Source organism: Nitrosarchaeum koreense MY1, assembly GCF_000220175.1.
GTDB lineage: Archaea > Thermoproteota > Nitrososphaeria > Nitrososphaerales > Nitrosopumilaceae > Nitrosarchaeum > Nitrosarchaeum koreense.
Genome location: NZ_AFPU01000001.1, coordinates 319,788 through 343,718, shown reverse-complemented (window position 1 = coordinate 343,718; position 23,931 = coordinate 319,788). Strand labels below are relative to the sequence as shown.

The following is a 23,931-nucleotide window of genomic DNA, read 5'->3' as shown; positions in this document are numbered from 1 at the left end:
GTTTATCGAGACTTCAAATGGGCTAGCAGAAAAAACATTTCATGAGTTACTACATGAGCCAGAAGTTGTCAACAAGTAACTCATTACATTTTTTATTTTACACCTAACTTTTTTAACATCATATTGTAATGTTAATTGATATGGCTGCAAAGGATGCAAAGAAAGCAGATAAAGTTTCAAAAAAAGCCGTAAAACGTGAACCAACACCCGCAGCAATCTTAAAGAAAGTATCATCGGTGACAGATTCGAGTAAAGCATTACAAAAAGAAATCAAAGTAATGTCAAAAATTTTCGGCGATAATCAGAAGGTACTTGTATCAATGAAAGGAATGATTGATACTTTAGCACAGACATTAGAAAATATACAAAAACAATCAAAACAAATTAACATTTTAGAAGATGATACACAGAAACTTTTCGCAGGACTAAATCAAGTAAGAACTCAAGCTAATATAATTACAAAAATTAATGAGCAAACAGTTAGACTCCAAGAAGAAGTACACAAAATAAATGAATTACAAAAATCATCTCCAAAAACACTAGAGTTAGCCCAGCAAGTAGAAGATAGTATGAATTCTATGAGAAATAATTCACAGATGATAATAAAAATTGCACAAAGAATTGACGAAGTAAGAGATGATCTTAGAAAAGTAGCTGGAAAAACAGATTCATTATCAAACATCGGTAATGAGATTGACAATCTAAAAAACAGTATTGAGGAAGTAACCAAAAAAACTGGAAATATCGATGTGTCATCACAAGTGATAACCAGCTTGAATCAAGAGTTGGGAAAAATAAAAGATGATGTAAATTCGGCATCAAAACTCAGAACAGAGTTAGATGCAATTAAAATTGCAATTGATGCAGTTGCAGGCAAAGCTGCCAAGATTGATTCTTTGGGAGGAGTCATTGAGGGATTAAAGCAACAATTCACCACTATTGCAGGAAATGCTGATTCTGCGTCTAATTTGAGCATAAATTCTATTAAAAATATATCTGGAAAAATAGATAAAATTGAGACTGAAATTAATTCATTATCACATAGAGCAGATTCTACGGCATTTGTAGGAGAGGGATTAAAATCAGTCCAAGAAGATTTTTCAAATTTCAAAAAGAATGTTTTTGAAAAGACAGACAAAATAGAGGAAAAAATTTCTTCAGTCTCAGATATTTTAAAACGACAAGACGCATCAACTGCAGAGTTTCATAAAAAATCAGATAAGATCTTTGAAGAGATGCAACAGGTAAAAAGCACTACAAGTAAAGCATCTAGTGAATCATCAAAAGAAGTGATGGCATTACTAAAGCTGTCAGAATATCAATCAAACATCAGAATGCATGCAGAATCAAAGTATGGGGATTCAAAAGATCTTGAGAATATGGCAACACAAACTGCCGAGATAATCAATTTATTTGATAGATTGTCAATAGAAGCAGGAGAAAAGATTCCATTACCACATGAAGTAAGACAGTGGGCAGTAAGTAAAATTTTAGATTGTGCAGATAAATGGGAAGTCAGATTTAGTGACATCTTTACGATTCTAACAAATGCAATTGGTAAGGAACTGTTAAAAGAATCAATTAGAATTCAACAAATCAGAGATATTTATGGGATTAGAGCTGTAGATGAAATTAGAACCGAATTAAATATTTCTTAGACGCCTGGTACTTCATCAAATGTATTTAGTTGATCTTTCTTTCGTTTAAGAATTGCAAATATTCCTAAAATTGCAGCTATCCACATTGTACTAAATATGATATTAGAAATGCTGACAAACATGTATGGAGTTGCATCCATAATATTTTGACGAATAGATAAAGAGCGTTCACCTATGTTAGTCATACCAGTTTGAAATGCTGCACTATCTGGAGAAACGGTTGTAAGTGTTTGAGCAGTTGCAAGCATGTTTTCAACATCACGATCTATTCGAAGGAAGTTTGTAGATTCTGTTGGAAATACCCAGACTGGGTTTTTACTTTCAGGTAATTTCTCCATAACAATTGCCAGGTCTTGTTTAATGGCAGTTAAATGAATTTTAATGGCCTCTGGATCAGCTGAGCCGATTATTCCATCCAAGTTTCCACGTATCCTATCAAGTGGATAAACATCGGCATGGTAGCCATTAATTGACATAAACGCTCCAAAGACTATGATTCCAAGTACTCCAATCATTGCTAATTGGTATGTTCTTTTTTCCATTTTCTCTTTCTTGGTTAAAGCAGGAACGTTGAGTGATTTATTTCTTTTAAAACTTGTATGAGAGAGACTCATAAAAGAGATGTAGAAAAATCCGACGGTTTGCAACCCAATGATAGGAGCAAATACAGGGTTGTTTGAAAAAATTGAAATTAAAATTCCCATCAGACCATAAACACCAAAAAATATCTCAAGAAGAGTTGTTTTTGTAAATGGTAAATTGTATGACTTGTCTTTCCAGTTGTCTTTTTTGGTAACAATTCCATATTTAGGAGTCCTTAGAAATTCATTCTTTTTTCCAAAGATAGCATCAAACACTGCTACGCTATTATTGACAGACATTCCTGCATTGTAAACAAGTAGTGCTGGTAAAATTTTCACTTTTGATTTCCAAGACTTATGGTACATACTTTGAATTATCATAATGTATGCACCTGGACCCATTGCAAGATATGTAGCAATTGTCAAAGCGGGAATAAAACTAACCAAATAGAGATTCATGTTAGAAGCTAAAAGAACAGGCAATGTGAGAAATTGAATAAGCATTAAAGGATAAACAATGTGACGAGTTAGCTGTACAAATGCCTGAATTTTTGCTTCGATTCCAATTTTTCGTTTTAGTGCAATGTCTGTCAATAATTTAATGGCGCATTGAATCGAACCTTTTGCCCATCGGAATTGTTGCCTTTTTGCTGCATTCATTTGAGCTGGTAGTTCAGCGTTAACTACAATGTCTGGCAAGAAGAGACATTTCCAACCTTTCATTTGAGCTCTGTAGCTCAAATCAAGATCTTCAACAAGTGTGGCAGTATGCCAACCTCCTGCATCAGAGATACAATCAGTTCTCCAAATTCCTGCAGTTCCATTAAAGTTCATAAATAAATTAGAATTGCTTTTTGCTTTTTGTTCAATTAGAAAATGAAAATCAAGACTAAGTGCTTGTGCTTGTGTAATTGCAGAATAATTTTCATTTACATGACCCCAACGACATTGAACTAGTCCAATGTTGGGCTTTACAAAATGAGGTATTGCTTTTTTGAGAAACCAGTTGGGTGGAATAAAATCAGCATCAAAGATGGCTACATATTCAGTATCAGTAATCTCCATTGCGTATTTCAAAGCACCTGCCTTGTACCCTTTTCTTGTACCGCGTCTAATGTGTTCAATTTGAAATCCTTGTTTTTTGTATGTATTAACGACATCAAACAAAAGTTCTACAGTATCATCATCTGAATCATCAAGAACCATTATCACCATCTTGTCTTTTGGATAATCCATTGCACAAACTGCATCGACTAGTCTCTTTGCAACATATTTTTCATTATAGATTGGAAGTTGAATGGTAATTGTAGGCGTTCCTATTTCTATTGTTGTAGGATTTACTTTTCGTTTTATTGAGAGATATGTAAGATAGTAAAAGTTACAAGTGTATGCAGTAATAATAATGGCAGATATTATAAACAGATCAAAAACAAATACGTTAAATGGATTAAGGACCATCTTCTAATTTGACAAAATGTTTAGTCGCTATTTATAGTTGCAAAATAATTTACTTATTTTTGCTCAAAGATCTTAATTGCTTGTGGTGGACAAACGCCTTCACATGCAAGACAAAAGATACAATCAGGTTCTTTTGACATGAGTGGTTTTTTCTCAGATGCTGGATTACCAGGGGTATCAAACCATTCATAGACTCCAACAGGACATGCCTCTATACATCCTCCATCGGCAATACAAATATCATAATCAACAGAGACAAACTCTCCCCATACACCAAGTATTCCATTGTTAGCTCCTTTTCGGCCCCAAGTCTTGATTGTATATCCATTAGCATCAAAAGGAGTAGATGGTTTCATCTTTGATTTGTAAGCAACATCGATTGGTCCAGGCTTTGCTCCATCTGGAATTTCAATTTCAGCACCATCATCTTCTTCGATTTCATCTTCATTAGCTTCTGTTGCTTTTGGTTTAGCATTAAGAACAATTTTTGCAAGAGGAGTAAGATCTTCGAGTCTTTGTGTTGCTTGAGCATGATTAAGTTTCTCAGCTTTTGCAAGATATGAAATCATCTTATCTGCCAAGATAGTATTGCGCAAGATAGTATCAATGACCATCTTTGCAAAATGATCTGCCTTTTTTCTATAATCTTTAACCCAATTTGGATCACCAAATTTTTCAATTGGGAAAATTTGATAAATGATATCAACCACTTCGCCACTAACAATTTCAACGGTAACAGACAATTCTACTTCTTCGTATCCCTTTGCATCAGGATCTTTCATGTTTTGTTCTTTCCATCGATATGTTGCAAAGATTCTATCGGCATATGCATCCATTTCAAATGCCTTTTTCAGACCATCATGTACAGATTTAATCTCTAATGGGTCTTCTAGTTTAATTGGTAATCTATAAAGTCCAAGTTTGAATCCATGAAGAGGATACACCCCACGTTTTGCAGTTGGTGCTTCCATTGACCAAACGCGATCTTTTAAAAGTAATGACATCTGGTTTTTATGAATTGATTTTCTTTAAAAAGGTTATCAGTCACTGTCGTCAGGACAAGTAAGCTCTCTTAGTTCAGTATACTTTTTTTCCATTGCTTCAGCGTACTCGGAAATTTTAACGAGATTGAATTGGGTTTTTGGAAAATACCATCTAATAGCCACCCAATGTCCGATTCCATCCATGTCATGAATCATGCCTTTATCGGCTGTGACATGTAGTTTTTCATCAATGGATGTCTCCTTTACTGTTAGTCCTCGTTTGGTTTTGTCTTCTAAAATAAAATTACCCACTCCATCTTTTATGAAATAAAATGATCCTGTCTGAAGTACTGGGAGATCTAGTGACAAGTTATTTTTCCACAGGATTTCCGATCATGTTACCCCATTCAGTCCAGGAACCATCATAATTTCTAACCTTTGAGTAGCCAAGTAGATATTTTAAGACAAACCAACTGTGAGATGATCTCTCCCCAATTCTACAATAGCAGATAACATCTTTGTCTGGAGTGACTCCTTTTGATTCATAATTTTGTTTAAGTTGTTCTACAGATTTGAATGTGCCATCAGCATCGTTTACAGCAGTTGCCCAAGGAATGTTATTTGCCTTTGGGATATGTCCACCACGTTGTGCATGTTCCATTGGATATTCTGGAGGTGCTGTAATTTCTCCAGAGAATTCTTTCGGAGATCTTACATCCACCATAACAGTATCTTCTCGTCCTAATGCTCTGCTAACATCAAACAGATAAGCTCGGAGTCCTTCGTCTGGAGGTTGTGCTTTGTATGTTGATTGAGGAATCGGTGGTTCTTCTGTAGTGTATTCTTTGCTTTCTAGTTCCCATTTTTTTCGACCGCCGTCCATAATTTTTATATTTTCATGGCCATAGTATTTGAAAACCCAAAAAACAAATGCTGCAAACCAATTATTGAAATCGCCATAAAGAATTACTTCAGAGTTTTCAGTAATTCCATTTTTTGACATTAATGTCTCAAATTGTTTTTTATTAATAATATCTCTAGTAATAGGATCGTTTATGTCTCGTTTCCACCAAATTAAAGATGCTCCTTTAATGTGTCCTTTTTGATATCCGTTTACTGGATCATAGTCAACTTCAACTAATTTTCTATTTGTATTTGGAGGGTTTTTTGATACCCACTCTGTATCTACTAAAACTTCAGGATGTGCGTAATTCATGTTATTTTACAAATAGAATTCATACTTATTTGTTTTTGCAACAAATTAAATAAAAAATATCTTTTTAACTAAATGAGATTTAGTAGAACTAGTTGAAACTTCAGAAAGTAGCAGTGGTAAGTAAAGTAGGTTCAAAAGAGTCTGAAGATGCTGCAAGAGTCATTACAAAAAAGTTTCTAGCAAGAAAATCCAAAGTGTACACAATTGCACCAGTAGAAGTAGAAGGTGCAAAAAAAGTAGAGGCATTAGATGAATTAAAAAAAGAAGATCTCGATCTAGTAGTTACTCTGGGTGGAGATGGTACAACTCTTAGAGTTTTTAGATATCTTGAAAATGAAACTCCAATTCTAACAATTAACGTAGGAGGAAACAGAGGAATACTTTCGGAGATAACAATAGATGAGATAGATGACGCAATTGATAAAATTCTAAAAGACAAGTTCTTCTTAGATAAGCGAACCAGAGTAGTGGCCTCAAGTGGCGGTAAAGAATTTCCACCAGCATTAAATGAGATATACATCTGTAGAACAAACCTTACAAAAACTGCCGAGATTGAGATAAAATTTCAAAACGATACTGTAAAGCAGAAGATGGATGGAGTAATAATTGCCACTCCAAGTGGATCAACTGGACACTCTTTTTCATTAGGCGGTCCAATTCTACATGAGAGTTTGGATGTTTTGATCATTACACCAGTAGCTCCAGTTTACAGATTAGAATCAATAGTAGTGCCAGATGAAAAAATAGAAATAATATCATCTCATGACTGTAGTATAGTAATGGATGCACAGGTAGTAAAATCGGCAGGATATGGAGAACCGATAACTATAAAGAAATATAGAAAACCAGCAGTCTTTGTTAGATTGAAGAAACGAGGACTGAGACAGATGAGTAAACTTGGATTTTAGAATATTAGATGCGAGTGCATTTTATGCTGGAGTCCCGTTTGGGTCAGCAAGTGATTGTTATACAACATCTCTAGTATACGAGGAGATAAAACATATCAAAAAAAATGAGGATGCACTTGGAACTCTCTTAGAGACTAATCGATTAAAAATAATGGATCCAGATAAAGAATCAACAAATACGGCAATTGCATCTGCCAAAGAAACAGGAGACTTTCCGCAGCTATCAAAGCAAGATATTTCAATAATTGCACTGTGTATCAATTTGCAAGGTGAAATTATTTCCGACGATTTTGCAATTACAAATGTTGCAAAAAACATTGGTTTGAAGATATCACCAATCATGACAAATACTTTTCAAGATGTTGGAAAATGGGTTCATTATTGCCCAGGATGTCACACAAATCATACTTCAGGAAAAGAGTGTCCAATGTGCGGCACTCCTCTAAAGAGAAAATTACTCAAGGGAGAGTCTCCTTCCATACCAGTCAACAAATGATCCATCATACAACTTGATGTTTTGATAACCTGCAATCATTAATTGTAAAAACAAACTTGACGCCCTGTGTCCATGCATGCAATAACATACAATTTCATTCTCTTTTGACACATTACTTTGAGAGAAAAGACTTTCCAAAAAATCCCTTGTTTGAAACAACTTTCCATCGTATGCTATCCCATCAGTAAATGGAATTAATTTTGAATGTGGAATATGACCTCCCATAAACTCTTGAAGAGTTCTTGCATCCAATACTGTAAATTTGCTCAAATTATCTTTAAGTTGTATAGCATCTACACGAATTTCAGATTTAATTTTTGGAATAAATTTTGTAGGTTGTGAAGTAAATGGTTTCTTTGTTAATTCAAATCCATTTTTTTTCAAGTCCATAATAGTTGCATCAAGCAAAAATGTTTTTTCATGTCCAAAATAAAGCAGAGTCCATGCAATTCTAGCTGCAGATGGATCCATAGAGTCTCCAATGATTATTACAGTCTTTGAATCATCAATTCCAAGTGAGCCAAAAAGTTCAGCAATTGTATTTTCATCAGCGACCAAATTAGAACCGAATTGATCAAATTGAATTACTTGATCTATTGTAAGTGATTGAGATTTTGGTATGTGACCATACAAAAACATAGTTTTTGGTCGAGTGTCTAAAAGTATGATGTCTTGGTCAGAGAGATGATCTTTTAACCAACTTATTGAGACTAGCATAACGACACAGATTTGTTAATTTATTTAATAGTATCATGAATCATGTAAAGTTTTTTGATCTGATTTTTTTAGATGTTTACTTTGAGATTCAAGTACTTTTTTTATTTTTTTAGCTCTTGCATCCCCTAATCCCTCAACTTTTGCAAGTTCATTGGCAGTAGCTGTAAATACTTTCAATGGGGTTCCAAACCTCTCAAGCATCCTAACTGCAAATTTCTCTCCAACTCCTGGCAAACTACAAAGAGAAGATAATTGTTGTTTTTCTAGATCAGTTGATTTTTTTATTTTTTTTAGATATGGTCCTTTAATCGCATCAGTTCTAGAACATAATGAAACAAGCAATTTTGCAGTATGCATTGCACTGGGGGTAGGAATTATTGGAATTTTAAAATCTAAAGCAACTGTCGATAATGCACCATAAAAGATCATGGGGTTGTCAGTAATCTCTTCGATTTCATCGACATTTCCTTCCATCAGCACTATTGGAAATTCAAAGTGTTCTTTTAGTCTAGAGCATTGATCAAAAAGCCTACCATCAAAAACAGAAGACAGTAAATCACGAATACTTTTTCGTTCCACCACAGTTTCAGGTGCAACAATATAATCTCCAATTGGTAAAGTCTTCATTTCAAGATTAAGACCTACAGACTTAAGCAAGTCAGGGATACCACTCTTACGTTCTCGTTCATCTACTATGATTCGTAAATTTTCTAGTTTCACTAAATGTAATTTTCTTAATTTGTTAATATCCTTTTGAAATGAACATAATGGTTATTTTCTAGGATTATCGTCTGGTTGTGGTTTTGGAATTTGTGTACTTCCAGATGATGGTTTTGGTTGCTGAGTACCAGCAGCTGGGCCTCGCATCATTTCAGTAATTTTTGCTTCTTGTTCTTTGAGTGATTCTTTAATTCTTAATTCTTGTTTTTCAAGAACAGTTGCACGTGTTTTTGCCATTTCTTTTCGCTCTTCTAATTCATCGATTAGTTCTTTTTTTGTAGACTTTATCAAAATAGAACCAGCATGTTTGTATACATTATCATCGTCAGCTGCTTTTTTTAATTCCTCAAGTGCCTTTTCAGTTTCAACTTTTTCCATCTCAAGATGTTGTTTTTGTGTCATTATAGATTGAAGATTTTGTTGGGATTGTTGCATCTTCATGAGTTGTTCTTGAAGCCAAGGTGGCATTTGTCCTGCTGACATGTTAATACAAATTCTGGGATTTCATTATATCTTTACCGATTCAATAGAATCATAGCTTGCCTGAATTAATCTCAAAGTTGAATTAAGATTTGCTCTTAAATGAGGCATATGATCAGATTCTACAGATATTGTAATTTTTTTATCAAAAGATATGTTAGTTTTTGTAGGATTTTCTGGGTAAAAATCGTTATCAGTGTTTATTGAATCAAAAATTGCTAATGTTTTTTCTTTTGCGTCAACAATAATTTTTGCACTAAAGTTTGACATCGTATGCTGTTCCAGCTACTTTGAAACTACATTTTTTGCAAGACCATATGCCAACTGCATCTCGGTTAAACTGTTGAGAACCACATTCAGGACAATGTCTTTTTTCTTTTAGTTGAAAATGAATTTTTGAATATTGTTTTCTAATTTTAATACCATATCGTGCACCCAAGCCTTTTAGTGATTTTTGTTTTGCCATTTTATTGACCAGATTCCTTTGCTTGTTTTAACTTTTCTCTTATTTTTGCGCCTACTTTGACGGATAATTCACCACATTTTATTACTTGTTCAAAAGTAAATCCATCATTTCCTCCTTTTTGTAAAGCACAGATGTTTCCATTAGAATCAGTAGTGATTGTAATTCTTGCATCCATACTGCTCCATTCATCACCATTTGGATCAACGATTATGTGGTTTCCTATTTTGCCCATAGTTACAGAAACTGGAATAGTAGAAATTGGAACATCAGATTCTTCTCCTTCAACTAAAGTTGGCACATCATTTTTCATCTCCCATTTTGGAGTTTTTGATGAGAGAATTGCAGCTGTTGCAGCATAAGCACATGCATCAAACAAATTGCCATCATAATCAACTACAACATTATCAGCAAACACTCCAACTACAGATTTGTTTTTTTCAATTACTAGTTGAGTTAAATCAATCATATGACTTTCTCTAATGCCTCTATCTACTACTCTTGCTAGTTCAATTACATCAGGACCTGGTGGTCCAGTTTCAACAGTTGGATGAGAAAGGGGTAAAAGCTCAGCAGTGCAAATGAATATTCCTTTGTCACCCATATCTGGAAAAGGTCTATCTGGTTGAATTTTAACACCACAGATTACTTCACTGTCACCTAATCGAACTCTTGCAGAACCATTTGCTTTTGGAATTGCATTTGTTTCAATGATCAAGTTTCGTGGTTCATCTAGTGCTCTTCCGTCTACCCTTTTTCCCTGTTCTAATAATTCTAGAATTTGAGATTTCTTTAGATCATCAAGTACGCTAGTCGATGTCATTTATTTTTCCCCGTTTCCAAAATATTTGTCAGTAAGTGCTTTTCTTTGTAATTCATAAACAATTTTACAGCCTTTAATTCCAGTCTCTACGCATTTTTTGTATTCTTCTGGTGTTAACACACCATCTAATTGAAGTAATGTGATTTTTTCTAGACTTGGCATATATCCAATAGGCATATCTGCTTGTCCTGCTTGGTCTTCTTCATTATTAACATCAAGAATAATTGTGTCAGCTGCTTTTCCTGCTGCACAAGCTGCTACCATATCTCTCATTGGAATTCCAGCGTCAGCCAATGCTACTGATGCTGCAGAAAGGGCAGCACATCTAGTACCACCATCAGCTTGAAGAACTTCAATGAATACATCAACTGCAGTTCTTGGGAATTTCTCCAACATAACTGCAGGTTCTAAAGCTTCTTTGATAACTTTTGAAATTTCAATTTCTCTTCTTGACGGAGCAGGATTTTTTCTCTCAGTTACAGAGAATGGTTCCATATGATATCTAACTCGTAAAATACCAGTATCAGTGTTTGACATGTGTTTTGGATGAACGTCACGTGGTCCAAATACTCCAACTAAAATTTTATTATCGCCAAATTCAATGTATGCTGAACCATCGGCATTTTTCAATCCTCCAGCTTTAATCATGATTCGTCTTGGTTCGTCGACTTTTCTACCGTCACAACGAATTCCATTTTCATCTAGTAGAACTAGGGTTGCTTCTCTTCCGCCCATTATGATTCACCTTTTGATTCTAACATTTCTTTCACTTGGTCTGTCAAATTAGCAACATGTGCCATTTCATCAACCATTTTGATTGCCTTTTTTGCCTTTAATAATCCCTCGGGAGTCTCACAGGAGACAACAATCCAACCATTTTGGCCAATCGTAATAGCTGCGTTTGTAGCCATTTCAATCATTTGGATCATAGTGCCCCTTTTTCCAATTAAGCGTGGTACCTTACTAGTAGATATTGAAACTAAGTGACCAGAGTCAATCTTGCCAAGATCTCTATCAGCTATTGTTACAAGGGGGTCTCTAGTTCTATCAAAATTAGCAATTCTGGCTGCGACAAGATCGCCTGCCTTTAGCTTGGATGAAAGTTCATCGGCATGTGCAGAAAAATCTCGTCCAAATACATCTTGAGCAGGTAAAAATCCAACATAACATGAGTTGATATCTAATTCCCAAGAAAGCGAGGTATGAGAGACGACTTTGCCAATTACAAGATCATCGATTTTTGGGATATATTTTCCAGTCAATGGAATTACTTTAATAGAATCATCGAAAATTTCTGAAATTCCTATAGCCGTAGAAATAATTTTGTTTCCGTCCAAAATTACATTTTGTTCTGGTCTGAAAGGACCAGTTGTGATTACATCGCCAGGTATAACGTATTTTCTTTTATTTTCCATTACTTCATAACCTCAACTGTTGCAGAACCTTTGGTTATAGAACCCAATCTATCAATCACATTTGGCCTTGCTCCAGCGGGTATTTCAAGTATTGCTTTTAAAGAACCATTATTTTGCCATTCTTCTTTTTTTAAAACTCCGACAGATTTCAAAACAGCATATGATTGTGATGCATACTGTGCAGGTATTGTAATTTCAAGATCTAGATTTTCAGATTTCAAAGCTATGATAGAACGTAATTTTTCTACAATGTCTGGAACTTGTTCTTCAACATTTTTTTGTGGTTCTATTGTGATTCGTCCATCCTTTAATGCTTGTTCAATTCTCAGTGGAGGATGAGGTAAATGAGTTCTAGGATCAACGTATGTTTTTGCGATAAATGCAACAATTTGTTTTCTCTTATCATCAAGCATCTTGCGTCTTTGATCAGTAGTGAGATTCAGTTCACCTTTTTTTAGCATAATTTCTGCAATCTCAATTACATCTTCAGTTTTGAAAGCCTTGAGCAATTTTTCAGTTGACGGTTTAGTACCCTTACCAGAATCAGTATAGATTTCATCTGCAATCAATATTGAAGAGATATCTTTTTTCTTACCCATTTTGTAATCCAAGGCAGGATCAGGTTTTACTAAGATCTCAAATTTTTCGCCCTCGTAAGAATATCTAACCACAGTCACATCAGTCATTTCTGAAATATCCTATGTTAATTTGGTATTTATCTCTAACAAATACAATTTTGCTGTAAACAATACGTTCTTGTCAGATTTTCAAAATTATCATAAAAACAAGGCATGCCACAAATCACTAACCATTGTCTAATATTTGTTCATACATTACTATACCATGAGTCAAATCCAAATCCAAAAAAGGCAACCTGAGCCTTCAGAAATACTGGTTCAAAGATTTCCAGTAATAAAAGGTAAAAAACTTGAAACAACAAAATTATGCAAAATTTGTTTTGCGCCATCGATACCAAGTGTATATGATACAAACACGTACACTCCACTAGTTCTAAAATGCACAAAGTGCGGATGCAAATCTTGGGCAACACAGTAAAAGACATGCCACAATCAAGAAACCAAAACTAAGTATTTGCAAGAGAGTAACCAACCATGAATCAAATAGAATCGTTTGAAAATAATGGTTTGAACTTTACAGTTATCAAACCATATTTTGTACAGATGCAGACAAAAACTGTAGATGCAGAGATTATACTACAGAGGTTATTTCGAAGAGAAAATATAATTTTCAATAGAATTGTAATGGCCATCAAAACAAACGATAGGGCTCAAAGTACAATGCTAGCATCAGAACTAATCAAAATAAGAATATTGAAAAGAAATCTTTGTGTCACTTTAGAATTAATGTATCATTACAATATCTCATACTCCCAGTAATTAAAAAAAATAAGATTACATATTTTTAATTTTTCATAGAAAATAAAATCAAAAATAAGGCATGCCACAAATTAGTATCTATGACAATATATTTGTGAATCAAAAACCTATCATGTCAACAATCGTGATACAAAGGCAACCTGAGCCTTCAGAAATGCTGGTAAAAAGTGTCCCAGTAAAAAAAGGCAAAACACTTCAAAAAATACAAAATCCGGAATTCAAATGGGAAGATCTAGCTGGTTTATCATGGATTCTGCTAGATAAAGGAGATGAGTATTGATGGAAAGTAATCAAGTCTACATTTATGATTACACTTGCAATCAGATGTGTCAAATCAAAGGAATAAGATTTGTAGCAATAATCAATAACAAGGGAAGAAAGATTGCTGGTGGATTTAGTTCCAATATCATACCATTAGAAAAAGATAAACAAAAAATGGAAATGTTGTTTATGGAAGTAGCACTTGACTTGTCAATGAGAAAAGAATTTGATGATTCACTTGGAAACATACATGCAATAGTATCATATCGAAATAAAACAAATATCATCACAGTTCCTCATGAGGACAAATTAATGCTGATATCATCAGAACCAGAACTAGATCCAAACAAAGTGATTAGCATGGCATATCGAAATCTAAGACCTATTAAAATTCTGGAGGTAGTAAATCATTGAATATCTATGACACAAAAATTGTGGCTTGTATTGCCTGTCAAAAAGCAATAGGAGAAATTGAATTTGATTCAACCATGATTAATCCTTTATGTGGATATTGTTCTTCAATTGAAGATAAATTACATACTTCAAAAAATCATCAAGAGAATTTTAGAATTAAGATAGGACAGGTAGTATAGTTTTTTGGGGATTAGTTTGCCTGATGAGTCATGTAGAAAATGTGGAGGCACATTGATAAATTATTCATTATGTGGAAAATGTAGAATACCAACACGGTTTATTTGTAGAATTTGTGGAGGGGTGACTCTTGAACAATTTCATGAATTTATCTGCTTTAACATAATTGGATATGATGAAAAAAGAATCACATATCCTTTAACAAAGCATGCTACAGCACAGTGAACATTCTAAAAAGTAAATCTTACAAAATAGAATAGTGCGACATAAACAGCAAGTCATAAGAATACCCTCGAATCCAGATAGGAGGTTTTATGATGCACTTTAAACTAAACGGCAATCTAATTTTGAAGTATAATCGCAATGGGATAATTCAGTCTCAAATCTCAATAAATCCCATTATCCCATACCTAATTCCAGCTAGATTTTTATGTGGATTTTGAAAATTTTCTTCTAGGATTTGTCTTCTTTAGAGGTAATTAACAAGGAAAATCAAAAAATATCAATCAAGCTCAAAGGAGTTCCATTACAATATGCAAATGCGCTTAGACGGATTTGTCTTAATGGTATTCCAGTATTTGCCATTGATACGGTAGATATAATTGAAAATTCTTCTGTACTACCAGACGAGGGGTTAGCACACAGATTAGGACTGATTCCAATTAAGACAGATCTATCAAGATTCAATGAACCATCTAAATGCGATTGTAAAAGTGAGACAGGTTGTTCTAATTGTAAAGTAATGTTTGTTTTAGATTCAGGAGATTCAGATGCAACCAGAACAATATTATCAAGTGATCTTACATCAGAAGATGAATCTGTCAAGGCAACTTCAGACAAAATTCCAATTGTTCAATTAGCTGCAGGTCAAAGAATTAAAGTCGAATGCTATGCTAGACTTGGCCGTGGAACAGAACATGCTAAATGGAATTCAGCAAATATTTCAGTTTTAACTGAGACAGATAAAGAAAATGAGAGAATACTAACAGTTGAATCAACAGGAGCATTAAAGCCAGAACAGATAATCCTTGCAGGAGTAGACGAGTTAAGCAATAGATTATCAGAGTTTAAAGAAATGATTAACGAAATAAAAGAATAAACTAAGCATACACATTATATTTGGGTTTTAAACCGGATTATTCACATGACTAATCAAGTCGTCATACGCATGGCAAAGGATCTAAAGAAGGCATCTACCAAAAATGATGCTCCAATTTGGGCAAAGATGGCAAAATATGCATTAAAACCATCCATTGCAAGACGATTTATCAATTTAAACAGAATTGCTCAATTAACTAAAGATGCAGATACCGTTGTATTTCCAGGTAAAGTATTAGGAACTGGAGATATTGAACATAAGATTACACTTTGCTCATTTTCAATCTCAAATACCGCAGCAGCAAAGATTTTAGAAAAAGGTGGAAAAGTCATTACATTTTCAGAATTAATTGAAAAGAATCCAACAGGAAAAGGAGTTGTACTACTTGGCTAGTCAAGAAAACGTCATATCAACAGACAGACCAATTGTAGTTGATGCAACAGATCACATTGCAGGAAGACTCTCATCAAATGTTGCCAAATTATTGTTAAATGGAAACAGAGTTTCAATTGTAAATTGTGAAAAAATTATGTTAAGTGGAACAAGAACAAACATAATTTATCATTACAGGAAATTTTTAGAGGTAAACAGTGTCATTCATCCAAAACATGGTCCAGTTCATGCAAGAAGACCAGACACAATGATGACAAGAATGGTACGAGGTATGTTACCAAAGAAAAAGCCATCTGGATTATTAGCACATAAAAGACTAAGAACATACATTGGTTCACCAAGAGAACTAAGTGGATTTGAAAAAATTCAATTCAAACAAGCAAAAATTACAAAATCTGCAGCAAACTATACAACTATTGGGGACATTGCAAAAATAATTGGGTGGACTGAATGACAACACCAAAAACTGAAATTTATTTTGCAACTAGAAAAACATCTAGTGCACATGTATACATTACAAAAGGACGTGGTAAAATTAGAATTAACAACATACCAATTGAGATGATTCCTCAAGAGACTGCTCGAGAGGTCATGTTAGCTCCATTGGAAATTACTGGAGACTTGAGAGATAAAATAGACATTTCAGTTAGAGTAAGAGGCGGTGGATTCATGGGACAAGCTAGTGCAGCAGCTACTGGCATCTCAAGAGCACTTACAGGTTGGACTAAATCTAAAAAAGATCCAAAAGACCACCCATTTCCAAAATCAACAAGAGAAGATCTTAGACAAAGAATTACAGATTTTGACAAATATCTGATTAGCGGTGATGCCAGAAGAAAAGAACCAAAGAAATTTGGCGGACCGGGTGCAAGAAGAAGAAAGCAAAAATCATACCGTTAGGCTGTGAAGGCTATAATTTTAGCTGGTGGCAAAGGAACAAGAGGCAAGCCATATACCGAATATTTTCCAAAGGCAATGACGCCAATATTAGATAAACCGTTAATTGATTATATTACAAAATATCTAAGTTCATTTGATTTTATCAAAGAGATCATCATAATTTCAGACTATCAAGGATTGGGCGGTCAGATTAAAAATTATTTTAACCATACAAATAAAGGAAAAAAAATCACATTTGTACAAGACTCACAAAGTGGAACTGGCGGAGATCTATTACACATTGAGAATAATCTCAAAGGAGAAAATGAGTTTGTTTTGTGGTTTGTAGACAATCTATGCGCCATAGATTTAGTCAAGATGAGAAAGGTCTTCAAAGAAAAAAATAGCATAGCATGTATTGCAACAAGAACAAAAAGAAAAGAAGAGACAGGGTTTGCAGTGGTAGAAGACGGAATAATTAAAGAATTTAAAGAAAAACCAACTATGAAACTACAGTTATCTGAATGTCTAGGAGTTTACATTTTAGGAAAAGACATCATTAAAAGAATTAAAACAAAAAAACAAAAAGAGATCAATCTTTCATTTGATATTTTACAACAATTATCTAAAGAAGGAAAAATTAGCGCCTATGACATAGAAGACAGAGAATGGATAGATGCAGAATCTCCGATGGTTTTAGAAAGAAACGAAACTACGGTAAAAAAAATCATAAAACAGATGGGATTTTAGACTGGTTTTCAAATTCAGTAATTTTTTTCTCATAAAATAAAGTTTGAGCAATATCATCTAGACCTTCTAAAAGAATTTTTTTCTTGTGTGAATCAATATCAAATGGAATTGTTTTGGAATTTGTTTTGATTATTTGATTTTCTAGATCTACTTCTACATCTCCGGTTTCTAGTTGTAGTTTTTCAATTGTTTTTTCATCTAAAACAATGGGTAATAGTCCATTTTTGAAACAATTGCTATAAAAGATATCAGCAAATGAAGGGGCAATAACTACTGAGAATCCATAATCTAGCAATGCCCAAACTGCATGTTCTCTACTAGAACCACACCCGAAATTATCCCCAGCAACAAGAATTTTGGAATTTTTGTATTTAGACTCATTTAATACAAAATCAGATTTTAGTTGCTCTTGATCATTGTATCGCCAATTATAAAAAAGAAATTTTCCAAATCCAGACTTTTGGACTAGTTTTAGAAATTGTTTTGGCACAATTTGATCAGTATCTACATTTACCTTATCTAATGGAGTGATAATAGTTTTAATTTTTTTAAAAGATTGCATTTCAATTCAAATCCATTTCTCTTACATCTACAAAGTGTCCAAATATTGCAGCAGCTGCTGCCATAACAGGACTTACTAAATGAGTTCTACCACCAGTTCCTTGTCTGCCTTCAAAGTTTCTATTTGAAGTGCTTGCACATCTTTCACCAGGAGATAGGATATCTGGATTCATTCCAAGACACATGCTGCATCCAGATTCTCTCCATTCAAAATTAGCGTCAATGAAAATTTTATCAAGACCTAATTCCTCTGCTTGTTTTTTTACCATCTGAGAACCAGGAACAATCATAGCTTTGACATTAGGAGATACTTTTCTACCTTTAACAACTTTTGATGCTTCAATTAGATCTTCTAGTCTGGCATTTGTACATGAACCAATAAACACTCTATCAATTTTAATTTCAGTCATAGGTGTTCCTGATTTTAGATTCATGTATTCAAGTGCTTTTTCTGCACCCTTCTTTTGATTTTGATCACCTTTAGCAAAATCTTCTGGAGATGGAACCGATTCAGTTACATCGATTGTCATTCCAGGGTTTGTACCCCAACTTACTTGAGGTGCAATGTCATCAATATGCAAAGTATAATTTTTTTCAAATTTTGCATCGCTGTCAGTTTTTAGATTTTCTCTCCAATAATCAACTAGGAATTCATAGTTTTTTGGAGTGTATTGTCTGCCTCTAAGATATTCAAAGGTCTTTTCATCAGGGGCAATTAAGCCTGCACGGGCTCCTGCTTCTATGGACATATTGCAAATAGTCATTCGTTGCTCCATAGAAAGATCAGATATGCCTTCACCCCTATACTCAATTACTGTCCCATTACCACCAGAAGTTCCAATATTTTTGATAATGGATAGTATGATGTCTTTAGCAGTAACAGCGTGAGGGTTTTTTCGTTTTCCTTCTACTTTAATTTCAAATGACTTTGGTTTTTCTAACCAAAGAGTTTGAGATGCCAAGACATGTTCAACTTCGCTAGTTCCAATCCCAAATGCTAATGCACCAAAAGCACCATGAGTTGATGTATGACTATCACCACAGACAATAGTTGTTCCAGGTAGAGTAATTCCTAATTGAGGTCCAATGACATGAACAATTCCCTGATTAGGACTGTTAATATCAAATAGTTTAATCCCAAAATCCTTACAATTTTTTTCTAAAGTTTGTATTTGGACAGAAGATGTTTGATCTAAAATTGGAAGTCCCCTATTATTTGTAGGAACATTATGATCCATTGTCGCAATTGTCAGATCAGGTCTTCGTACTTTTCTATTATTCATACGAAGGCCATCAAAAGCTTGAGGAGATGTAACTTCATGAACAAGATGTCTATCAATATAGATTAGTGAGGGACTGTTTTCTTTTTCGACAACAACATGTGCATCCCAAATTTTTTCAAAAAGTGTTTTTCCCATTTTAATCCTAATCTGGTTTGTATTTGAATAAACCGCCAGCTTCTATTATTTTTCCAATAATGTCAGAGAAAGGTTTCATTTTGTAGGTCTTGTTTTTTGTGAGATTATTGATTTGATTTGATTTTAAATCAATGTCAATCTGATCACCTTCAGCGATATCAGAGTATGCATCCTGATCAATTTCTATAGGAAGTAAAAATGCACCATCAACTGCGTTTCTATAAAATATTCTTGCAAATGATAAAGCAAGTACTGCCTTTATTCCAGAATGAGCAAGTGCGATCGGGGCATGTTCACGTGATGATCCACATCCAAAATTTCTTCCGGATAAAATAAAATCACCTTCTTTTGCTTTAGAATGAAAATCAGGATCAAGTCCTTCCATAGCATGTTTTGCAAGCTCGGCATAGTCATGTACTTTGAGATATTGACCGGGAATTATTACATCAGTATCTATATTGTCTCTTGCATATTTTATGACGTTACCTTTCATTTCAAATCCCTCGGATCAGTAATTTTTCCAGTTACAGCAGATGCTGCTGCCACAAGAGGTGATGAAAGATATGTTTGAGATTCAACATGACCCATTCTTCCTGGGAAATTTCTATTTGTAGTGCTTATACAAATTTCATCTTTTGCCAAGACTCCCATATGTGCACCGCAACATGCTCCACATGTAGGTGGTCCTACTGTAACACCTGCATCTAAGAATATTTTGAGTAACCCATTTTCCATTGCTCGTTTGTAAATAGAGATAGAAGCAGGCAAGATTTCAGTTCTAATCTTAACTGTTCTTCCTTTGAGAATTTTAGCAGCAGCTTCTAAATCTTCATACTTTGCACCAGTACAAGAGCCAATGTATGATTTATCCAATTCAACAGATGGAGCTTCTCTTACGATTGTAATATTTTCTGGAGAAAATGGTTTTGCAACAAGCGGTTCCATTTCAGAACCTTCGTATTCATATATCTTTTCATATTCAGCATCAGCATCACCATGAACTAGCGTAATGTTCTTAGCGCCTCTGCTTGTAAGATAATCAACGACTTTTTGATCTGGTTCAACAATTCCATTTTTAGCTCCAGCCTCTGTGGTCATATTACACATTGTCAATCTGCTTTCTACGGACATTTCACTAATTCCACTTCCACCAAACTGCATTGTTTTGTATGCACCGCCTTCAGTGGAAATATCACCAATAATTTTTAAAATAAAATCTTTAGCCATCACATGATCTGGAAGTTTTCCATTTAGCTTAAAGTATAATGTTTGAGGAACCTTAAACCAAATCTTTCCATTTAGTAATACGTATGCTACATCAGTATGTCCCAATCCACATGCAAAAGAACCAAGTGCACCAGTAGTATTTGTATGAGAATCGCCTCCAACATACACCTCACCAGGTAATACTAGTGCCTCTTCATGAGAAAGGGTGTGACAAATTCCGTATTGACCCATACCATACTTGAAGTGTTTTTCAATTCCATAGTTTTTTGTAAAGTTAGATAGTTTAACCACATTTTCAGCAGACATTTTATCTGCTGAAGGAACAAAATGATCTTCAGCTACCCAAACTTTTGTTGGATCCCATAATTTGTCAACATTAATTCCTTGTTTTTTTAATTTATCAAATACTTTGATCACGCCAGGTCCAGATACATCATGGACCATTACTTTATCCACATTTGCAAATATTACATCATCTGGAGCAACCCGTTGTCTGCCAGAAGCACGAGCAAGGATCTTCTCGGTAATATTCATAATCGAAAAAGCCCTTCATACAGATTAAAAGCTTTTCAGACGTATTAGGTGTAGCATAACAATAAAAAAGAAAAGAAAGAACAACGTAGATGTGTCTCTAACTGTATCACCCTTGGTTTCAGAAAGAAAAGAAGAAGAATTCGATGTCTTTGAGACATTATTAGAAACATTAGAAAAAAATGATGAAAAACTACAAGATGGAGATGTCATAGTAATATCTACTAAATTCATTTCCAATTCTCAAGGAAGACTAGTTGATCTTAACACGATAAAAGCATCAAAAGAAGGAATTGGAGTATCCAAGAAATTTCAAATGAAAGCAGAAATTGCAGAGATAATTTTAAGAGAATCAGATAAAATTTTTGGCGGAATTTCAGGATTTGTCATTACATCAGCAGATAACATAATGGCCCCAAATGCAGGAATTGATAAATCAAATGCTAAAAAAGGAAAAATAATTCTATATCCAAATAATCCCTACATCATATCTGAACAAATTAGAAGAAAGATTTTTTTAAAATTTTTAATCCATGTTGGAATTATTCTAGTAGATAGTAGATTAATGCCATCACGTATTGGGACATCTGGTGTAGCAATAGCATGTGCAGGTATTGAACCAGTATTAGACATGAGAGCAGAAAAAGACCTTGTTGGAAATCCACTGAAGGTGACATTCCAAGCAGTTGTAGATAATCTTGCAACAATTGCAAATCACAAGATGGGTGAAGCCGCAGAATCAAAACCATTTGCGATTGTTAGAAACTCCGGAGCTAAACTCACAGATAGAAAAATTAGTCCTACTGAGATGGCCATATCTCCAGATCAATGCGTATACGTTAGAGGTTTAACAAATCCAACGAATCGCTAGAAATTTTATTGGTTCTGCTTTAAATAGAGGTTTTTTCAGCACAGAATTAATGGAATATCTAACAAAATATCCCAAAACAATTTCATTTTTGGACGGATTAAAACACAGTATTAACGTAGACAATAAAGGTGTAGAACAGCTCCATATCGTAGTTAAGAAAAGTTTTGAAGATTTAATGAAAATTTTCACATCTGAAGGATTTACCAAAGTCAAATTAGAACATAAACAACCAAATCAAATTGGAAACGGTTTGAACCTTAAACTAAAGAAGCCTTGGGAGATGCATATTAGAATGGTAGATCTAAAAAAAGGATTGATAGGAATACATGCAGAAGTTGAAGTTTCAAGAGACTATCTTCAACACCTTGTATCACAAAGAACACCTGTAATATACGAAGTAGAGGAAATAATGAAAAAATACCAAGTAGATTACAAAATATGGCACGATAAAATTAAAAAAAATGTTCACACAATTTTTGACAATTATAAAGTAAAACTTGCAACACCTAGTATTCCAGTATTCGCATGGAAACCAATGTTATTTGTAATTGGAACTGTAAGTATATTTTATCTGTGGAAATTTGTCAGTACTATCTGAGATAATCAAAAAATAAAAAGTGGATTTACTATATGCCCAAAGTTTCTTCTTTGGTTAATTCAAGATAGACTTTATCACCTACAGACAAACCCATCTCTTTGTATTCATGCATCTCAAGTTTAAGTTGGGTAACACCGCTTTGCATACCTATTCCACCCATTCCTGAGAACATTTTGTTGAGATCCTTCATCATGTCATTCATGTTGGTAAAACCCATGACCTTTGGAGCTCCAAAAGGAGATTGAGGTGATTGCATCGTTCCTTCTTTTAGATCTTTAACCGAAGAAAGAGAGACAACGACATATGGTGCGCCATCAGGAGCAGAATCAATACTTCTTACTACAAATTCCTTTTTCATAATGGGTATTTTTTACGCTATAATTTTAATTTTGATGAGAAAATGTACACATCCAGTCTTGATTTGAAGCTTTAATTACAATTTTCACGATTTACAGTTGATGAGTAATGAGAATTTGAAAATATCGTTACAATATTATGGAATATCACCTTGGGAGATTGAAGTAATTTATGGATATTTGAATTCCAGATTCATGATCAGTCAAGAAGAGATTGAAGCAAACGATGAAAATTTTGTCAGTTTTTTAAATATAGACATACCACTTGCTTTTAATGAGGAATTTTTTCAATGGTTTGATTTTAGACGCTGGGAAAAAATGAAGGCAGTATTCAAAGAGATGAAAAGACGCAGAGGTGCAGGAAATGCATTAAAGATTAACATTAATTTTTTTGGAAATCCAAAAATAATTTTTGTTATAGATACAGATGATAAACAGCTATACGATAATGCGATTGAAAAGATAGATTTTGTTTTAGAGTTACTTCCATATCATTTAGACCCAGAGAAGCTACCACCAAATGTTTTGGAAATAATCTACAAGTTTGATCCTCAAACAGCAAGATGGCGTCTAAAAACTGCAAAATCTGAAAATAAATCATATTCGTTTAGTGGAGATCGATGGAATTAATTATTTGAGATCTTTTTGAAGTGGTTCAAGTAAACTGTGCAGTTCTTTGTATTTTGATTCTAAAAATTCTAAAGCATCATCAAGTTTTTTTGATTTACCATATTTGTAACGAATGAGTTCACGATGATGCCAAAATGTTTTTCCATTTTCAACTGAAATGGTTGTAAAGTAATCAGTCCCTTTCAAATTATCAGGTAGTTTAACATCATGTGGAAAAAGCAATTCTACAATGAACCATTCATCAGCATCAGGATAATCTGAGCCAGTATCAACATCAAAAAACACATGAAGTAGATCAGACTGCATTAAACCATCGTCATTTATGGACGGATGTTTGACTGATGATTTTTTAAAATCAAGATTGACAAGCTCTGGTTCAAAGAAACCTTTGATGATAGATTTTCTAAATATTTTATTTGCTTCGTTTATGTTCAACAGTAAGGTGATCTAA

Annotated in this window: 36 protein-coding genes; 17 read left to right on the top strand and 19 right to left on the bottom strand. The window is 34.0% G+C overall.

Annotated elements, in window-relative coordinates; all coding sequences use genetic code 11:
• The first annotated feature begins 140 nt into the window (after nt 1-140).
• Entirely contained in the window at nt 141-1,658 is a 1,518-nt protein-coding gene (locus MY1_RS01965) for a chemotaxis protein (RefSeq protein WP_048110274.1), read from the top strand.
• Here MY1_RS01965 and MY1_RS01960 read toward each other — a convergent pair.
• From MY1_RS01960 to MY1_RS01945, 4 genes are read right to left on the bottom strand one after another with little or no spacing between them, the layout of a single operon-like run.
• A complete protein-coding gene (locus MY1_RS01960) occupies nt 1,655-3,697 on the bottom strand; it encodes a cellulose synthase family protein (RefSeq protein WP_007549860.1) in 2,043 nt (680 codons plus the stop codon). The genes MY1_RS01965 and MY1_RS01960 overlap by 4 nt on opposite strands.
• Nucleotides 3,698-3,750: 53 nt before the next feature.
• Nucleotides 3,751-4,701 (bottom strand): 4Fe-4S binding protein, encoded by a 951-nt coding sequence (locus tag MY1_RS01955; RefSeq protein WP_048109446.1) that lies wholly within the window; start codon nt 4,699-4,701, stop codon nt 3,751-3,753.
• A 36-nt stretch (nt 4,702-4,737) separates the two neighbouring features.
• On the bottom strand, nt 4,738-5,049 hold the full coding sequence (locus MY1_RS01950) for a hypothetical protein (protein ID WP_007549858.1): 312 nt from the start codon (nt 5,047-5,049) through the stop codon (nt 4,738-4,740).
• A 1-nt stretch (nt 5,050) separates the two neighbouring features.
• Nucleotides 5,051-5,896, bottom strand: coding sequence for a sulfurtransferase (locus MY1_RS01945; RefSeq protein ID WP_007549857.1), 846 nt, complete (start codon nt 5,894-5,896; stop codon nt 5,051-5,053).
• A 92-nt stretch (nt 5,897-5,988) separates the two neighbouring features.
• Here MY1_RS01945 and MY1_RS01940 point away from each other — a divergent pair, with 92 nt between their 5' ends.
• Together MY1_RS01940 and MY1_RS01935 are read left to right on the top strand one after the other, a co-directional pair.
• Nucleotides 5,989-6,804 carry an NAD(+)/NADH kinase gene (locus tag MY1_RS01940; protein WP_007549856.1) on the top strand — a complete coding sequence of 272 codons (816 nt, stop codon included), beginning with the start codon at nt 5,989-5,991 and terminating at the stop codon, nt 6,802-6,804.
• On the top strand, nt 6,794-7,300 hold the full coding sequence (locus tag MY1_RS01935) for an NOB1 family endonuclease (RefSeq protein ID WP_007549854.1): 507 nt from the start codon (nt 6,794-6,796) through the stop codon (nt 7,298-7,300). Before MY1_RS01940 ends, MY1_RS01935 begins: the two co-directional genes overlap by 11 nt.
• On the opposite strand, the gene MY1_RS01930 is transcribed toward MY1_RS01935, so the two are convergent.
• Genes MY1_RS01930 through MY1_RS01890 form a run of 9 tightly spaced genes read right to left on the bottom strand, consistent with a single transcriptional unit; the run spans nt 7,259 to nt 12,604 of the window.
• Nucleotides 7,259-8,017, bottom strand: coding sequence for a sulfurtransferase (locus MY1_RS01930; RefSeq protein WP_048109445.1), 759 nt, complete (start codon nt 8,015-8,017; stop codon nt 7,259-7,261). The two genes, MY1_RS01935 and MY1_RS01930, sit on opposite strands and share 42 nt — an antisense overlap.
• A gap of 33 nt (nt 8,018-8,050) precedes the next feature.
• Nucleotides 8,051-8,737 (bottom strand): ERCC4 domain-containing protein, encoded by a 687-nt coding sequence (locus MY1_RS01925; RefSeq protein ID WP_048109438.1) that lies wholly within the window; start codon nt 8,735-8,737, stop codon nt 8,051-8,053.
• Nucleotides 8,738-8,788: 51 nt separating this feature from the next.
• The gene (locus MY1_RS01920; RefSeq protein ID WP_007549849.1) at nt 8,789-9,220 is read right to left on the bottom strand and encodes a prefoldin subunit beta; all 432 of its coding nucleotides are present in this window, start codon (nt 9,218-9,220) and stop codon (nt 8,789-8,791) included.
• Between the two features lie 24 nt (nt 9,221-9,244).
• Nucleotides 9,245-9,487, bottom strand: a complete 243-nt coding sequence (locus MY1_RS01915) for a KEOPS complex subunit Pcc1 (RefSeq protein ID WP_007549848.1) — start codon at nt 9,485-9,487, stop codon at nt 9,245-9,247.
• The gene (locus tag MY1_RS01910) at nt 9,474-9,683 is read right to left on the bottom strand and encodes an eL43 family ribosomal protein (protein WP_007549847.1); all 210 of its coding nucleotides are present in this window, start codon (nt 9,681-9,683) and stop codon (nt 9,474-9,476) included. The genes MY1_RS01915 and MY1_RS01910 overlap by 14 nt, the downstream gene beginning before the upstream one ends.
• A gap of 1 nt (nt 9,684) precedes the next feature.
• Nucleotides 9,685-10,503: an exosome complex protein Rrp42 gene (rrp42, locus tag MY1_RS01905; RefSeq protein WP_007549846.1), complete on the bottom strand. Its 819-nt coding sequence runs from the start codon at nt 10,501-10,503 to the stop codon at nt 9,685-9,687.
• The gene (gene rrp41 / locus MY1_RS01900; protein ID WP_007549845.1) at nt 10,504-11,238 is read right to left on the bottom strand and encodes an exosome complex exonuclease Rrp41; all 735 of its coding nucleotides are present in this window, start codon (nt 11,236-11,238) and stop codon (nt 10,504-10,506) included. It abuts the gene before it with no gap.
• Entirely contained in the window at nt 11,238-11,918 is a 681-nt protein-coding gene (gene rrp4 / locus MY1_RS01895) for an exosome complex RNA-binding protein Rrp4 (RefSeq protein ID WP_007549844.1), read from the bottom strand. The genes rrp41 and rrp4 overlap by 1 nt, the downstream gene beginning before the upstream one ends.
• Complete coding sequence (locus MY1_RS01890; RefSeq protein ID WP_048109434.1) at nt 11,918-12,604, bottom strand: ribosome assembly factor SBDS; 687 nt, start codon at nt 12,602-12,604, stop codon at nt 11,918-11,920. The genes rrp4 and MY1_RS01890 overlap by 1 nt, the downstream gene beginning before the upstream one ends.
• Before the next feature lie 157 nt (nt 12,605-12,761).
• On the opposite strand from MY1_RS01890, the gene MY1_RS01885 reads away from it, so the two are divergent.
• The 11 genes from MY1_RS01885 (at nt 12,762) to MY1_RS01835 (ending at nt 17,288) form a co-directional block, all read left to right on the top strand.
• Nucleotides 12,762-12,974, top strand: a complete 213-nt coding sequence (locus MY1_RS01885) for a hypothetical protein (RefSeq protein ID WP_048109432.1) — start codon at nt 12,762-12,764, stop codon at nt 12,972-12,974.
• Nucleotides 12,975-13,030: 56 nt separating this feature from the next.
• Complete coding sequence (locus MY1_RS01880; protein WP_007549839.1) at nt 13,031-13,315, top strand: hypothetical protein; 285 nt, start codon at nt 13,031-13,033, stop codon at nt 13,313-13,315.
• A 112-nt stretch (nt 13,316-13,427) separates the two neighbouring features.
• The gene (locus MY1_RS09780) at nt 13,428-13,595 is read left to right on the top strand and encodes a hypothetical protein (RefSeq protein ID WP_179365903.1); all 168 of its coding nucleotides are present in this window, start codon (nt 13,428-13,430) and stop codon (nt 13,593-13,595) included.
• Entirely contained in the window at nt 13,595-13,990 is a 396-nt protein-coding gene (locus MY1_RS01870; RefSeq protein ID WP_048109428.1) for a DUF6659 family protein, read from the top strand. The genes MY1_RS09780 and MY1_RS01870 overlap by 1 nt, the downstream gene beginning before the upstream one ends.
• Nucleotides 13,987-14,169, top strand: a complete 183-nt coding sequence (locus tag MY1_RS01865) for a hypothetical protein (protein WP_007549836.1) — start codon at nt 13,987-13,989, stop codon at nt 14,167-14,169. Before MY1_RS01870 ends, MY1_RS01865 begins: the two co-directional genes overlap by 4 nt.
• 16 nt (nt 14,170-14,185) lie before the next feature.
• On the top strand, nt 14,186-14,392 hold the full coding sequence (locus MY1_RS01860) for a hypothetical protein (protein ID WP_007549835.1): 207 nt from the start codon (nt 14,186-14,188) through the stop codon (nt 14,390-14,392).
• 235 nt (nt 14,393-14,627) lie between these two features.
• Nucleotides 14,628-15,266 carry a DNA-directed RNA polymerase subunit D gene (locus MY1_RS01855; RefSeq protein WP_048109427.1) on the top strand — a complete coding sequence of 213 codons (639 nt, stop codon included), beginning with the start codon at nt 14,628-14,630 and terminating at the stop codon, nt 15,264-15,266.
• Between the two features lie 45 nt (nt 15,267-15,311).
• On the top strand, nt 15,312-15,659 hold the full coding sequence (locus tag MY1_RS01850) for a 50S ribosomal protein L18e (protein WP_081470630.1): 348 nt from the start codon (nt 15,312-15,314) through the stop codon (nt 15,657-15,659).
• The gene (rplM, locus tag MY1_RS01845; protein WP_007549832.1) at nt 15,652-16,113 is read left to right on the top strand and encodes a 50S ribosomal protein L13; all 462 of its coding nucleotides are present in this window, start codon (nt 15,652-15,654) and stop codon (nt 16,111-16,113) included. The genes MY1_RS01850 and rplM overlap by 8 nt, the downstream gene beginning before the upstream one ends.
• Entirely contained in the window at nt 16,110-16,559 is a 450-nt protein-coding gene (gene rpsI / locus MY1_RS01840) for a 30S ribosomal protein S9 (RefSeq protein WP_007549830.1), read from the top strand. The genes rplM and rpsI overlap by 4 nt, the downstream gene beginning before the upstream one ends.
• Before the next feature lie 3 nt (nt 16,560-16,562).
• Nucleotides 16,563-17,288: a nucleotidyltransferase family protein gene (locus MY1_RS01835; RefSeq protein WP_007549828.1), complete on the top strand. Its 726-nt coding sequence runs from the start codon at nt 16,563-16,565 to the stop codon at nt 17,286-17,288.
• Here the strand turns inward: MY1_RS01835 and leuD are convergent.
• The 4 genes from leuD to MY1_RS01815 are packed head-to-tail and all read right to left on the bottom strand — an operon-like array spanning nt 17,266 to nt 21,028.
• On the bottom strand, nt 17,266-17,850 hold the full coding sequence (leuD, locus tag MY1_RS01830; RefSeq protein ID WP_007549826.1) for a 3-isopropylmalate dehydratase small subunit: 585 nt from the start codon (nt 17,848-17,850) through the stop codon (nt 17,266-17,268). The two genes, MY1_RS01835 and leuD, sit on opposite strands and share 23 nt — an antisense overlap.
• Before the next feature lies 1 nt (nt 17,851).
• Entirely contained in the window at nt 17,852-19,267 is a 1,416-nt protein-coding gene (gene leuC, locus MY1_RS01825) for a 3-isopropylmalate dehydratase large subunit (RefSeq protein ID WP_007549824.1), read from the bottom strand.
• A 7-nt stretch (nt 19,268-19,274) separates the two neighbouring features.
• Complete coding sequence (locus MY1_RS01820; protein ID WP_007549822.1) at nt 19,275-19,760, bottom strand: LeuD/DmdB family oxidoreductase small subunit; 486 nt, start codon at nt 19,758-19,760, stop codon at nt 19,275-19,277.
• Nucleotides 19,757-21,028, bottom strand: a complete 1,272-nt coding sequence (locus tag MY1_RS01815; RefSeq protein ID WP_007549820.1) for a 3-isopropylmalate dehydratase large subunit — start codon at nt 21,026-21,028, stop codon at nt 19,757-19,759. The genes MY1_RS01820 and MY1_RS01815 overlap by 4 nt, the downstream gene beginning before the upstream one ends.
• A 91-nt stretch (nt 21,029-21,119) precedes the next feature.
• On the opposite strand from MY1_RS01815, the gene MY1_RS01810 reads away from it, so the two are divergent.
• Together MY1_RS01810 and MY1_RS01805 are read left to right on the top strand one after the other, a co-directional pair.
• Entirely contained in the window at nt 21,120-21,896 is a 777-nt protein-coding gene (locus MY1_RS01810) for a coenzyme F420-0:L-glutamate ligase (RefSeq protein ID WP_048109425.1), read from the top strand.
• 49 nt (nt 21,897-21,945) lie between these two features.
• Nucleotides 21,946-22,494, top strand: coding sequence for a hypothetical protein (locus MY1_RS01805; protein WP_007549818.1), 549 nt, complete (start codon nt 21,946-21,948; stop codon nt 22,492-22,494).
• Between the two features lie 28 nt (nt 22,495-22,522).
• Here the strand turns inward: MY1_RS01805 and MY1_RS01800 are convergent, their stop codons facing one another.
• Nucleotides 22,523-22,852, bottom strand: a complete 330-nt coding sequence (locus MY1_RS01800) for a hypothetical protein (protein WP_007549817.1) — start codon at nt 22,850-22,852, stop codon at nt 22,523-22,525.
• A 100-nt stretch (nt 22,853-22,952) separates the two neighbouring features.
• Here MY1_RS01800 and MY1_RS01795 point away from each other — a divergent pair, with 100 nt between their 5' ends.
• Nucleotides 22,953-23,480 (top strand): hypothetical protein, encoded by a 528-nt coding sequence (locus MY1_RS01795; RefSeq protein ID WP_048109423.1) that lies wholly within the window; start codon nt 22,953-22,955, stop codon nt 23,478-23,480.
• Here the strand turns inward: MY1_RS01795 and MY1_RS01790 are convergent, their stop codons facing one another.
• A complete protein-coding gene (locus MY1_RS01790; protein WP_007549815.1) occupies nt 23,481-23,915 on the bottom strand; it encodes a hypothetical protein in 435 nt (144 codons plus the stop codon).
• Between the last annotated feature and the right edge of the window lie 16 nt (nt 23,916-23,931).